General features: G+C 63.5%; 11 protein-coding genes and 1 pseudogene. 3 read left to right on the forward strand and 9 right to left on the reverse strand.

The annotated features are described in order from the left end of the window. Window positions 1-816: 816 nt before the first annotated feature. On the forward strand, window positions 817-1,203 hold the full coding sequence (locus QDT69_RS23815; RefSeq protein WP_279708913.1) for a hypothetical protein: 387 nt from the start codon (window positions 817-819) through the stop codon (window positions 1,201-1,203). A 118-nt stretch (window positions 1,204-1,321) separates the two neighbouring features. On the opposite strand, the gene QDT69_RS23820 is transcribed toward QDT69_RS23815, so the two are convergent. From QDT69_RS23820 to QDT69_RS23850, 7 genes are all read right to left on the reverse strand, one after another. Continuing rightward, window positions 1,322-1,918 carry a Swt1 family HEPN domain-containing protein gene (locus tag QDT69_RS23820; RefSeq protein WP_279708914.1) on the reverse strand — a complete coding sequence of 199 codons (597 nt, stop codon included), beginning with the start codon at window positions 1,916-1,918 and terminating at the stop codon, window positions 1,322-1,324. Then, entirely contained in the window at window positions 1,911-2,549 is a 639-nt protein-coding gene (locus QDT69_RS23825; RefSeq protein ID WP_279708915.1) for a DUF5343 domain-containing protein, read from the reverse strand. The genes QDT69_RS23820 and QDT69_RS23825 overlap by 8 nt, the downstream gene beginning before the upstream one ends. A 102-nt stretch (window positions 2,550-2,651) precedes the next feature. Then, on the reverse strand, window positions 2,652-5,579 hold the full coding sequence (uvrB, locus tag QDT69_RS23830) for an excinuclease ABC subunit UvrB (RefSeq protein ID WP_279708916.1): 2,928 nt from the start codon (window positions 5,577-5,579) through the stop codon (window positions 2,652-2,654). 277 nt (window positions 5,580-5,856) lie between these two features. Beyond that, window positions 5,857-6,048, reverse strand: a complete 192-nt coding sequence (locus tag QDT69_RS23835; protein ID WP_167351863.1) for a hypothetical protein — start codon at window positions 6,046-6,048, stop codon at window positions 5,857-5,859. An 11-nt stretch (window positions 6,049-6,059) separates the two neighbouring features. Continuing rightward, window positions 6,060-6,296, reverse strand: a complete 237-nt coding sequence (locus QDT69_RS23840) for a hypothetical protein (protein WP_279708917.1) — start codon at window positions 6,294-6,296, stop codon at window positions 6,060-6,062. A 254-nt stretch (window positions 6,297-6,550) separates the two neighbouring features. Then, entirely contained in the window at window positions 6,551-7,771 is a 1,221-nt protein-coding gene (locus QDT69_RS23845) for an NAD(P)-binding domain-containing protein (protein ID WP_279708918.1), read from the reverse strand. Then, entirely contained in the window at window positions 7,764-8,666 is a 903-nt protein-coding gene (locus QDT69_RS23850) for a LysR substrate-binding domain-containing protein (RefSeq protein WP_074130214.1), read from the reverse strand. The genes QDT69_RS23845 and QDT69_RS23850 overlap by 8 nt, the downstream gene beginning before the upstream one ends. A 106-nt stretch (window positions 8,667-8,772) precedes the next feature. Between QDT69_RS23850 and QDT69_RS23855 the strand changes: the two genes are divergently transcribed. Further along, window positions 8,773-9,006 (forward strand): hypothetical protein, encoded by a 234-nt coding sequence (locus tag QDT69_RS23855; RefSeq protein ID WP_074130215.1) that lies wholly within the window; start codon window positions 8,773-8,775, stop codon window positions 9,004-9,006. A gap of 182 nt (window positions 9,007-9,188) precedes the next feature. Here QDT69_RS23855 and QDT69_RS23860 read toward each other — a convergent pair whose 3' ends face one another. Together QDT69_RS23860 and QDT69_RS23865 are read right to left on the reverse strand one after the other, a co-directional pair. Continuing rightward, complete coding sequence (locus QDT69_RS23860; protein ID WP_279708919.1) at window positions 9,189-9,797, reverse strand: SCO family protein; 609 nt, start codon at window positions 9,795-9,797, stop codon at window positions 9,189-9,191. Window positions 9,798-9,817: 20 nt separating this feature from the next. Beyond that, window positions 9,818-10,931: pseudogene (locus tag QDT69_RS23865) on the reverse strand (MBL fold metallo-hydrolase). 231 nt (window positions 10,932-11,162) lie between these two features. Between QDT69_RS23865 and QDT69_RS23870 the strand changes: the two are divergent. Continuing rightward, entirely contained in the window at window positions 11,163-11,870 is a 708-nt protein-coding gene (locus QDT69_RS23870; protein WP_279708920.1) for a glutathione binding-like protein, read from the forward strand. Window positions 11,871-11,951 lie beyond the last annotated feature (81 nt).

An 11,951-nucleotide genomic window follows, 5' to 3' on the forward strand; every position in this document is an offset into this window, starting at 1 on the left:
GTCCTGGCCTTCGCCAGGACGACGGTGGGAATCCGATTCACCTGTCAAACAGCGTGCTCAGCGTCATCACCCACGCATGCGGGTGATCCAGTATTCCAGAGGCGGCGGTGCTTGAATCGAGAGGCCGCGGCGTACTGGATCGCCCGGTCCCGTCTTCGCCAAGGCTTCGACGAGGCCATGAGTCCCTGGCGCGCCGGAGCTTTAGCGAAGGCGGCGAGCCGGGCGATGACGGCTGGGAATGGTGACGCAGCTTCGCATTCTCGCGGCGCGTTTCGCCCGAGCTTTGCATTTCGTTTGCCCTCCGTCTGAACAGAGGGCGCAGGGAAGACCGGGTGCCGATCGCACCCATGGGCCCCGTGCAATGGGTAGAAAGCACGGGGGTAGGACCACAGGTGTAACCGGAAACATCCCGGCCTTCCCTGCGCGATGGTAGTGCGGCTTACTTCGTGCTCTCCCCGGCGAGACTGGGCTTTGTTGTCACCGTCTCCGCAACGCGCACCGCGCAATTCGAGAGACACCTACCATGAGGGCGTCAGGACCACACGACTTCACCGTCCGCTTCACGCGCATTCGTCGACTGCGCATTCCGCGTCCACCGCATCTCACACCGCGTTCGTGACGATCGCGACCCGCCCCTCGTGTCGGGTGAGACGCGCACATTGAACATCTGAGTTGGGTCCCGCGTCAAGTTAAATTCCGAAAATCGGAATATGTCCGCCGCGGCCCGCTGCCGGCGTGACGCGCATCACGTCGCAGGCGGGCACGCGCGGCTAGATTGGCGGCATCGGATCACCCGACTGCCAAGGAAACGTCGCCATGAACGCCATCGCCGCACCGAAATCATCCGCGCAGAACCGGCTCGAAGGCTTTGCGCTCACCGCCATGCTGCAGGGCCTGCCGATCTTCGCCGCCGCCGTGCTGGTGCTGAAGATCATGGACGCCCCGGAAATCGTCGGCGAACGCTTTGGCGCCGCGATCTACGTCGTGCTGGCGTCGCTGGTCTATGCCGCGATCACGCCATGGCTCGCCGCGAAATTCCCGAACCGTCTCGCGCACGCCTACGCGCCGGTGTTCTTCGATGCCGGCCTGACGTTCCCCGAGAAGATCGCGCGATGGCGGAGCCAGCCCACGGTCTCGCTGCAGCTCATGACCACGATGATCATGATGTCGCTGCTGGCGGTCGCTGTGGTGAGTGTGGGGTGAGCGACTGCTCTTAGGTACCCAGCGGTGCTTCGGCTGCGGTCGCTACTCGAACTCAGTCGAGGCCAGAAATTCCTCAGCTTGCAGGCGGGTAGAGAAGGGAATTTTGTAAGTCTCTGTGCTACGACATAATCTTGAACCAGGTGCGCACGGCGAGATTGAGACGTTCTTGCTCAAGCTCATCCGTTGGATTGCAATGAGCGATTGGCCCGCGCAAAAGATTTAGTTGATTTGAGACATTGCTAACTGCGGTCTTTGACTGGAATATCGGATCGAACAGTTCCCAATTATCCGTAATTAGCTGAGATAGCTCCCCAAACGTCGTGTAATCTATTAGCCGATCAGACCGCGGAGTAATTCCGCTATCAATCTCCTTTTTTCGGCGAGATGCTGCTGGCTTACGAATTTTGTCCTCGTCGACGCGCGTTCCATTCCACCAATCAGCACCGGCATCTTCGACCATGACGTCAGCGACAAGCTTTCTTATCGAATTCTCCAGGCAATAGAATACCTCATAGAACTCTGACATCTGTGCCGCCTCTGATCGAAGCATTGCTTCGAACTGCTCATATTCGGCGGCTTTACGATTCTTTGCTGCGGTCTTCGTCTCGTGCCCTAGGTCTATCCCGAACTCACGTTCGATCTTCGACATGCTCAACGATATTTGTAAGCCGGCCATGCCAAATGCTCGAATAAAACCATCTGGTCGACTAGCCATCTTGAGCTCTCAATAAATGCTCTTTTAGGCTCTTAAAGATCGCATCGAAAACGTTTGGATCGGCTGTCGCCGGCAGGTTGAGATTGATCGTGTAGCCTAGATTGATGCCGAAAGCTCTGCTCGGAAGTTGTTCTTGCGTGGGCTCGGACTTTTCCCGCGCCGGTTCATCGGACTTCAGTATTGGAGTGAGCTCTTGTTCCGATTTGCTATTGAAATTGGCAAACTGCTTCAAATGTTTGATGCAGCTTACCGTCAACTTCACAGGATTTGAATCGTGCGCTTCGCCAGTCTCTTCAACGACTAGTCCTAGTAAATCAGCGTCATTTAGCTCATGCATGAATTCGTTTCGGACGTACAGGGGCGCATATGCCGAACGAATGGCCGCGGCCATCGCTAAACCACTCGACGCCGGATTCCGAAATTTTCTATAGACCTCGTTTGGTGAGCCATCAGGATTCGTCAATCCCAATTTTTTCAAGAAGGTGGTCATTTGGTCGCCTGATCCGCCGGGTATCTTGAGGATCGTCTTTACAAAATCCTGGCTAACGCGATCAGGAACTGCGGCGGTCTTAATGCCGTTGAGGGCCTTTACAATGTTTCCGGGCGAACTGACGTAAGGCAGTGAAGGCATGCGCGAGACACCTATGCATGTCAGAATGGAATCGTTGAGATAATGGACGATGTGGCAAGGTCGGTGCTTATACAAGTGTTAGTTGTGAATAGTTGTGAATTTCTACCGCTTCTTCCATCCACCCCGCTTCCCCGGCGCCCCACCGCTGCTCCGCGGCGAGGGCCCGAACTCCGGCCCGGACTGCCTTGAATCCGTCGGCTGGATGATGCGGCTCGTGGTGCCGAACGGCTTGGCCGGCAGCGCGCCGCTCGGGCGGAACGGCAGCGATTCCGGGCCGTGCATCTCGTCGAGATCGGGCTTGTGCACGCGGGAGTCGGACTTGCCGCCACCGCGGCTCGCCTTGAGCGAGGTCTGCGCGGACTTGTTCTTCAATGCACTGACCGGAAGGTTGGCGGCATCGCCGTATTTTCTCGTGCCGGCATAGGCGCCGGCCTGCTTCTGCACATTGCGCTGTTTCGCGGTGGGATCGTCGACCACCGCCATCTCGGTGGCGCGCAGCCGCTTGACCTCGTCGCGCAGGCGGGCGGCTTCCTCGAAGTTCAGATCGGCGGCGGCCTCGCGCATCCTTGTTTCGAGGTCGCTCAGCACGGCCTCGAAATTGTGGCCGATGCTGATGACGTCATCGGCCATGCCGCCGTCGCCGATCTCGACCAGCACGTGGTCGCGTTCGTAGACCGAGTTGAGGATGTCGCCGATCGACTTCTTGACGCTCTCCGGCGTGATGCCGTGGGCCTCGTTGTACTCGACCTGCTTCTCGCGGCGCCGATTGGTCTCGGCGATCGCGCGCTCCATCGAGCCGGTCATCCCGTCGGCATAGAGGATCACCTTGCCGTCGACGTTGCGTGCGGCACGGCCGATGGTCTGGATCAGCGAGGTCTCGCTGCGCAGGAAGCCCTCCTTGTCGGCATCCAAAATCGCGACCAGCGCGCATTCGGGAATGTCGAGACCCTCGCGCAGCAGGTTGATGCCGACCAGCGCGTCGAACGCGCCGAGGCGCAGGTCGCGGATGATCTCGATGCGCTCGATCGTGTCGATATCGCTGTGCATGTAGCGGACGCGGATGCCCTGCTCATGCAGATATTCGGTCAGATCCTCGGCCATGCGCTTGGTGAGCACCGTAACCAGCGATCGATAGCCGGCCGCCGCCGTCGCGCGCACCTCGCCGACGAGATCGTCGACCTGGGTGCGGGCCGGGCGAATATCGACGGGAGGATCGATCAGCCCGGTCGGGCGGATCACCTGCTCGACGAACACGCCGCCGCTCTCGTTGAGCTCCCAGCCGCTCGGCGTCGCCGACACCGCGACCGTCTGCGGCCGCATCATGTCCCATTCCTCGAAGCGGAGCGGGCGGTTGTCCATGCAGGAGGGCAGGCGGAAGCCGTATTCGGCGAGTGTCGCCTTTCGGCGGAAGTCGCCGCGGAACATGGCGCCGATCTGCGGCACCGTGACGTGGCTCTCGTCGGCGAAGATCAGCGCGTTGTCGGGCACGTATTCGAACAGCGTCGGCGGCGGCTCGCCGGGGCGGCGGCCGGTGAGATAGCGCGAATAGTTCTCGATGCCGGCGCAGCTGCCGGTTGCTTCCATCATCTCGAGGTCGAAGGTGGTGCGCTGCTCGAGCCGCTGCGCTTCCAGCAGCCGGCCCTGGTCGTTGAGCTGGTCGAGCCGGATCTTCAGCTCCGATTTGATCGACTTGATCGCCTGCACCAGCGTCGGCCGTGGCGTCACATAGTGCGAATTGGCGTACATCTTGATGAATTCGAGCTCGTCCTGCTTGTGGCCGGTGAGCGGATCGAACTCCTCAATGGTCTCGATGGTGTCGCCGAACAGGTTCACGCGCCAGGCGCGGTCCTCATAGTGCGCCGGGAAGATGTCGATGACGTCGCCGCGGACGCGGAAGGTGCCGCGGGTGAACTCGGCCTGGGTGCGCTTGTATTGCAGCGCGACCAGGTCGGCGATCAATTGCCGCTGGTCGATGCGCTCGCCCTTCTTCAGCGCGAAGGTCATCGCGGTGTAGGTCTCGACCGAGCCGATACCGTAGATGCAGGACACCGAAGCGACGATGATGACGTCGTCGCGTTCGAGCAGCGCGCGCGTCGCCGAGTGGCGCATGCGGTCGATCTGCTCGTTGATCGAGGAATCCTTCTCGATATAGGTGTCGGTGCGCGGGACGTAGGCCTCCGGCTGGTAGTAGTCGTAATACGAGACGAAATACTCGACCGCGTTGTCGGGGAAGAAGTTCTTGAACTCGCCATAGAGCTGCGCGGCCAGCGTCTTGTTCGGCGCCAGGATCAGCGCCGGGCGCTGCGTCGCTTCGATCACCTTGGCCATGGTGTAGGTCTTGCCCGAGCCGGTGACGCCGAGCAGCACCTGGGTGCGGTCGTTGCGGCCGATGCCTTCGACCAGCTCCGCAATCGCGGTCGGCTGGTCGCCCTTCGGCTCGTAGGACGATTTGATCTCGAACCGCACGCCGCCTTCGGATTTCTCCGGGCGCGGCGGCCGGTGCGGGGTCCACACCCGCATCGAGCCGTCATCCTTGCGGAACTCCGGGCGGCCGTCGCGGATCAGGTTTTCCAGCGCGTCGGCGGTCGCCTTGACGCCGAGTGCCTCCATCTTGCTGCGCGGCGGGCGGGCGAGGGCTTCGTCATCGTCCTCGGCGGTCGGCAGCCCGAGCTGCCGCGCCAGTTCCGGATCGAGCGTCGGAATGGTGGCCGAGGTGCCGTAATTGGCCTGCGGGGCCTCCTCGAGGCCGGACGCGTCGCGCTTCGCATCACGTTTGGCGACACCCTCGCTGGTCTCGCGCGTCGACGCCCGCGCGCGATGCGCGGCGGCCTCGCCGCCGGCGCGGCGGTCCCAGGAATTGTCCGGCGGCGGCTGCAGGCCGGTGCCCGAACCCATGCCGGCATCGCCGCGATTGATCGCGGGATTGAGCAATTCAGCCAGCGCCGGGCCGATCGGTTGGACCTCGGGACGGTGTGCCTTGGATTTTGGGGTTTTGCCGGGCTTTTTCGGAGTGTTCGGTGTCTTCGCCATGGCCGGAATATGGGACGAGTCCGGCAGCGAGAAAAGGGCAAATGGCGCCCCGATCTGAGCGCAGGCGATGCTGCTGACAGCAGGGTGTCAGCAGGCTCGCTGATTGGATCGGGCGGTGACGAGGCAGCATCGGAACTCGGCTCCCTCTCCCGCTTGCGGGGGAGGGTTGGGGTGGGGGCTCTCGCCGCGAGTCGTATCGTGGAGAGCCCACCCGGCGCGCTGCGCGCACCGACCTCCCCCGCAAGCGGGAGAGGTTACACGGAGAACGTGGCGAGAGTTACGCGCGCGGCAGGTCGACGATGTCGAGATGAATCCCGCCGCAGCCGTCGCAGCGCATCGTCCAGTATTCGGCGGCGCGGCCGGGAATCACGCGCAGCAGCGACAGCCGGGCGGCGCATTCCGGGCAGCTGGTGCGGACCTGCGCCGGCCAGACCGGATCCGGCTCGCATTGCGGGACCACGGCGAGCACCACGTTGCCCGTCACGCCGACGCTTCGGTTGCCGGAATCGTCATGCCATAGCGCTGTGGGAACCGGTCGATAGTTTGCTTCGCGTCGGCGATCGCCGCATCCGGATCGGACCACGCAAAGCCGATGTCGAGCATCGGAAACGGCATGCCATCGATGACGACCGGCCTTTGATCGACCCGTTGAATCCTGGCGTGCCATTGCCCCTTCCCCACTTCAAACGACTTGATCTCAAAACCGCTGTAGATCATGGCGACCTCGCGATGCCCTTCTCAAAGGAAGCACGGGCGCGCGGCGCCCTATGTGAACCAGATCACAAGTCGCGCGGTTTATTTCCGCGGTGCAAAGCAGTTCCAGCTTTTTGTCTTGCCGCGGTTTCTAGGGGCGAACCGGATGAAAACGCGCTAAAGCGCGACGAGTTGAGGCTGAATCGTCATCGCGCTTTAGTTCTTTGTTTGATCATGATCTTTTCGGAAAACCGCTTCGCACTTTTCCGGATCATGCTCTAGCCGCGGACCGCGATATGATCGGCGAGCACGGCTGCGTCGTCGCCGACGCCGGACAGGAACGAGGATTTCATCTTCGACAGCCATTGCAGGCCGAGGAAATAGAGCCCCGGCACCTCGGAGACGCCGTGGCGGTGCCGCGGTACCCCATTGGCGTCCAGCACCGGTATGTCGATCCAGTCCAGATCGAGGCCATAGCCGGTGGCCCAGATCACGCTGCCGATCCGCTCGGCGTTGAGGTCGATCGCTGCGAGCGGCGCAGTGAGGCAGGGCGGATCGGGCAGGCGGAGGCGCGCCAAGGGATCGTGTGGATGATCGAGGCCGCGTGCGGCGATGAAGTCGTCGACGATGCCGAGGAATGTCGCGTAGTAGGCATCGCCATTGGCGATGTTGGTGGCAAGATCGGGCGCGATCGCGAGCACGCCGTCGCGCGCCGCCGTCACGCGGCCGAGCAGCGTCACGCCATCGGCGGCGAAACGACGGAAATCGATGGTGTGGCCGCCATGGGCGCCCGTGATCACCGGCAGCAGGCGCGAGGGGCCGCGCTGCTCGACCGGCGTCTCGTCGACGCGCATCTCGGCCAGCCACCAGAACAGGTCGCGGCCGCGATAGCGGCGCGGCAGGCGGTTGTGACGTCCGACCGACAGGAAGACATCGCGGCCGGCGCGCATCAACTCTTCGGTGATCTGCGCGCCCGAGGCACCGGCGCCGATCACCAGCACCGCGCCGTCAGGCAGTTGCGCGGGATTTTTGTAGCCGCTGGCATGAACCTGAAACAGGCCGGGATGCTCGCGCAGCACGTCGGGCCGCAGCGGCCGCTGATAGGGGCCGGTGGCGATCACGACGTTGCGGGCGGCGATGCTGCCGCCGGCGAATTCGGCAAGGAAGCCGCCGGCATCGCGGCGCAGTCTGGTGACCTCGACGCCGCAGCGGATCGGCGGCGCGACGAAGGCGGCGTAGGCCTCGATGAAGGCGATGATGGAGGCGGTGTCCGAGAAGCCGTCGGGATCGCCGTGCGGAAACGCGAACTCCGGCAGCCGCACCGACCAGTTCGGAAACTGGAACATCAATCCGTCCCAGCGTTCGCTGCGCCAGCGCTCGGCGATCCGCCGCCGCTCCAGCACCAGATGGCCGATGCCGCGCCGCTGCAGCCGATGGCTCATGGTGAGCCCCGCCTGGCCGCCGCCGATCACCAGCGTGTCGACCGTCTCGTCAGGCATTGCGCGCTCCCTTGCGGCGCGCGGCCGGTTCTGCCGCGGCGCGGATGATCCAGCGCCGGAACGCAGCGAAATCGCGCTGCTCGGCGTGGAAGCCGCGATAGACCAGATACCAGCGCATCCCCTTCGGCACGCTGAGCGCAAACGGCGCCACCAGCCGGCCGGCGGCGAGATCGTCATCGATATACGGCCGGATCCCCATCGCGATCCCGAGCCCGTCGCTCGCTGCCTGCAGCGCCTGGCCGTAGAACTGGAATTCCGGCCCGCGCGCGGTCAGGCGCGGCACGCCGGCGGCCTTCAGCCAGGACGGCCAATCGTCGGGCGAATGCGCGACGCGGATCAGGCTAGGTCCCTTGAGATCGGCGGGGCGCTTCAAGCCGTTGGCGAGCCGCGCCGTGCACACCGGCATCAGGTCGGCGGCGAACAGCGGCTCGGCGACGAGGCCCGGCCATTGGCCGTCGCCGAGCTGGATGCCGCAGCTCCAGTCGTCAGCGAACGGCACCGCCATGCCGCCGGTCGTGATCCGCACTTCGATGTCGGGCTCCGCTTTGCGGAACTCGGCGAGGTGCGGGATCATCCATTTCATCGCAAAGGTCGGCCCGACGCCGACGGTCAGCACCCGCGAACTGGCCGACGCCGTGACCTGCGCGGTGAGGCTCGCCAGCGCGTCGAAGATCGGCGTCAGCCCGCCTTGATAGGCGCGGCCGGCCGGTGTGGTGACAAGGCGGTTCGCCTTGCGCTCGAACAGCGCGACGCCGAGCCGCTCTTCCAGGAGATGCACCATGCGGCTGATCGCGGCGGCCGAGACGTTGAGCTCGCCGCCCGCCGCCGCAAAGCTGCCGGTGCGCGCCGCGGCCTCGAATGCCTTGATGCCGTTGAGAAAGAGCAGCCGCCGCATGAACCCTCAGGAAAACTGATGCAAGGGCAAGATAACTCAGTTTGCGGGCAGAGGCCAAGCAGCGCAGAAATATGCAGACAATCCCTGCTGACCCGGCGAGGACCCAATGACTGAGACCACGGACGCCCTGGTGCTCGATCTCGTCGAATGGGTCGCCCGCGAGCCGCGGCGCTATGCCGAGGTGCTCGAGGTCTGGCGCACCTCATGCCCCCGGCTGACGATCTGGGAGGACGCGGTCGATCGCGGCTATGTCGCGCGCCGTCCCTCCGTCGAGGGCATGCGGGTAATGGTGACGGAAACCGGCGAGACTTTTTTGCGCGCGCATGGGCGGATGCATTGAGGACGTATCCCGGTGATGCCTTCTTCACCTCTCCCGCTTGCGGGGGAGGTCGGATTGCATCGTAGATGCAATCCGGGTGGGGGCTCTCTCCACAAGATGACTCGTGGAGAAACCCCCACCCCGGCCCTCCCCCGCAAGCGGGAGAGGGGGAGTAGTCCCGATGCGGCGCCGGTGATGCCAACTCAACGCGCCGGCTCGGCGAGCCTCGGCCGGATGATCTCGACCATGCGGTCGGCGGATGTGCCCGGCGGAAAGAAGCCGAGATAATTGCCGTCGCGGTCCATCAGATAGATGTAGGCGGTGTGATCGACGGTGTAGTCGCCGTCCTTCAGCGGGACCCTCGCGTAGTAGACCTTGTAGGCATCGGCGACCTGGCGGATCGCGTCAGCGCTGCCGGTCAGTCCGATCAGCCTCGGGTGAAACATCGGCACGTATTCGGCGAGATGGCTGGCGGTGTCGCGCTCGGGATCGACCGTGATGAAGACCGGCTGCACCTGATCGCCGTCAGGGCCGAGCTTGTCGAGCGCAAGCCCGATTGCCTGCAGATCGGTCGGGCAGACGTCGGGGCAATAGGTGAAGCCGAAATAGACCAGCATTAGCCGGCCGCGGAATTCCTTGTCGGTGCGCGCATGGCCGGCTTGATCGGTCAGCGTGAACGGGCCACCGACCGGCTCCCTGTTCCACATCAGGATGTCCATGATCTCGGCGGCCGAGCGCGCTGATTGCTGTGCCGCATCGCCGGCGAGTGCCGGCGCCAGCGTCAGCCAGAGGCCGGCGCCGGCGCACGTCATTGCGCGCAGGATCGGCCGGATCATATGCCGAAGGAGAGGCGGCTGCCGGTGGTGGTGACCATCACCTTGTCGCCCATCTGCGCGGTCGCCTCCTGCACGAAGTTGAGCCCGGAGCAATGCATCGGGACCACGACGTCGGGATCCAACTTCTTGATCTCGGCGACGACCTCGGTGAGGTAGTCCTTCGGCGCCGGTCCGAGATGGAAGCCGCCGACGATCGCGTGCACCTTCTGGATGCCCGAGACCTCCTGCGCCTGCTTCACCGAATTGACGATGCCGACATGGCCGCAGGACGAGATCACGACCAGGCCGAAATCCTTCACATTGAAGCAGGTCGCGTGCTCGTGGATGTGTTCGTCGGGCACGATCTTGCCTTCCATCTCGGCCGGCAGATAGTGGCTGGCATTGCAGCCGAGCCCGTCCTTGATGCCGAACTCGACCCAGGTCTGCGGCAGCACGCGCTCGATGCTGCGGCGAGTGATCTTGCCGGTCGTAAAGGCATGGCCGGCGATCACGGTCGGCGTCTCGCACAGCACGGTGGTAACGCGTTGCGCGGCGAGTTGGCGGCGATCCAGCGTGCCGAAATCGGCGAACTGGCCCTTGGTCGGGGTCGGGCTGACACGGTGGCAGAAATTATCCTCGCCGCCGGCATAGAGCTTCACGTCGGCCGGCGTTGTCGCGGAATTTGTCGAGGAAGCCGTTGAGGCCGCCGAAATGATCGTAGTGCCCGTGGCTCACGATCAGGGCGTCGAGCTTCGACGGATCGACGCCGACCAGCGCCATGTTGTTGAGCAGGACGTCCGGGGTATAGCCGCAGTCGAGCATCAGAGTGCGCTGCGCGCCCTTGGCCTCCGACTCCAGCCACAGCGACAGGCCCCATTCATTGTGCAGCGAGCGCTGGTAGTCGGCGTTGCGCGACGCCGGAACGATTGAGACGCCGTTGGCCTGTTTCGGCTTGAAGAAGATGTCGAAGCTGGAATCGACCAGCACGCGGATCGACAGCTTGTCGACGGTCGGCACCTCGATCGGTGCCGCGCTCGCGATCTCGACGCAGGAGAATGCGCCGGCGGCCGCGGCGCCGGTGATCGCCGCCGAGCCCTTCAGGAATTCGCGTCGTGCCAAATCACGTGTCATCATAATCCCCCTTGTTCTGAAATTTTTTCAATACGAAGCACGCGGAGCCTAGGAGCAATCTGGGCGCGGCTCAATCGGTCGCTTGCGTTGATTGCAGATCACATTCGCGCGCTGTGCAACGCGCCGCCATTGACTTGTCTGCTGCTTTGCGCCCAACTTCATGCATTCGCATCTTTTTCACGGATGCGTCAGCAATCCATCAGCTATCCTTGGAAATGCAGGATTACGCCCATGATCGATCTCCATTACTGGTCCACGCCGAACGGTCACAAGATAACGATGTTCCTCGAAGAGACCGGCCTGGAGTACAGGATTTTCCCGGTGAACATCGGCAAGGGCGATCAGTTCAAGCCGGACTTCCTGCGGGTCGCGCCGAACAACCGCATTCCGGCCATCGTCGATCACGCCCCGAAGGGCGGCGGCAAGCCGATCTCCTTGTTTGAATCCGGCGCGATCCTGCTCTATCTCGCCGAGAAGACCGGAAAATTCCTGCCTGAAGATCTCTACGGCCGCTATGACGCGATCCAGTGGACGTTCTGGCAGATGGGCGGGCTCGGGCCGATGGCCGGGCAGAACCATCACTTTCGCAACTACGCTGTCGAGAAGCTGCCTTACGCGATCGATCGTTACGTCAACGAGACCAACCGGCTCTACGGCGTGCTCAACAAGCGCCTTGCCGACCGCGAATTCGTCGCCGGCGACTATTCGATCGCCGACATGGCGAGCTATCCCTGGGTCGTGCCCTACAAGAACCAGGGCCAGGAGATCGACGACTTCCCGCATTTGAAGCGCTGGCTGGAGACCATCGGCAAGCGCCCGGCGACCGAGCGCGCCTATGCCAAGGCGAAGGAGGTCAATCCGAATTTCGGCCAGCCCGCGATCCGCACCGAGGAAGAGCGCAAGCTGCTGTTCGGACAGACCGCGGCCGTGGTGCGGTAGGGCGAAGGTCTCAGCCAATTCGTCATTCCGGGATGGTGCGTAAGCACCAGACCCGGAATCTCGAGATTCCCCGGTGCGCAA

This window comes from Bradyrhizobium sp. CER78, assembly GCF_029846235.1.
In the GTDB taxonomy this organism is placed as follows: domain Bacteria; phylum Pseudomonadota; class Alphaproteobacteria; order Rhizobiales; family Xanthobacteraceae; genus Bradyrhizobium.

What these genes read in the sequence shown, in the direction of transcription:
- QDT69_RS23815 (WP_279708913.1), top strand. Translation starts at nt 817, where the DNA reads ATGAACGCCATCGCCGCACCGAAATCATCCGCGCAGAACCGGCTCGAA.
- QDT69_RS23820 (WP_279708914.1), bottom strand. Translation starts at nt 1,918, where the DNA reads ATGGCTAGTCGACCAGATGGTTTTATTCGAGCATTTGGCATGGCCGGC.
- QDT69_RS23825 (WP_279708915.1), bottom strand. Translation starts at nt 2,549, where the DNA reads ATGCCTTCACTGCCTTACGTCAGTTCGCCCGGAAACATTGTAAAGGCC.
- uvrB (WP_279708916.1), bottom strand. Translation starts at nt 5,579, where the DNA reads ATGGCGAAGACACCGAACACTCCGAAAAAGCCCGGCAAAACCCCAAAA.
- QDT69_RS23840 (WP_279708917.1), bottom strand. Translation starts at nt 6,296, where the DNA reads ATGATCTACAGCGGTTTTGAGATCAAGTCGTTTGAAGTGGGGAAGGGG.
- QDT69_RS23845 (WP_279708918.1), bottom strand. Translation starts at nt 7,771, where the DNA reads ATGCCTGACGAGACGGTCGACACGCTGGTGATCGGCGGCGGCCAGGCG.
- QDT69_RS23850 (WP_074130214.1), bottom strand. Translation starts at nt 8,666, where the DNA reads ATGCGGCGGCTGCTCTTTCTCAACGGCATCAAGGCATTCGAGGCCGCG.
- QDT69_RS23855 (WP_074130215.1), top strand. Translation starts at nt 8,773, where the DNA reads ATGACTGAGACCACGGACGCCCTGGTGCTCGATCTCGTCGAATGGGTC.
- QDT69_RS23860 (WP_279708919.1), bottom strand. Translation starts at nt 9,797, where the DNA reads ATGACGTGCGCCGGCGCCGGCCTCTGGCTGACGCTGGCGCCGGCACTC.
- QDT69_RS23870 (WP_279708920.1), top strand. Translation starts at nt 11,163, where the DNA reads ATGATCGATCTCCATTACTGGTCCACGCCGAACGGTCACAAGATAACG.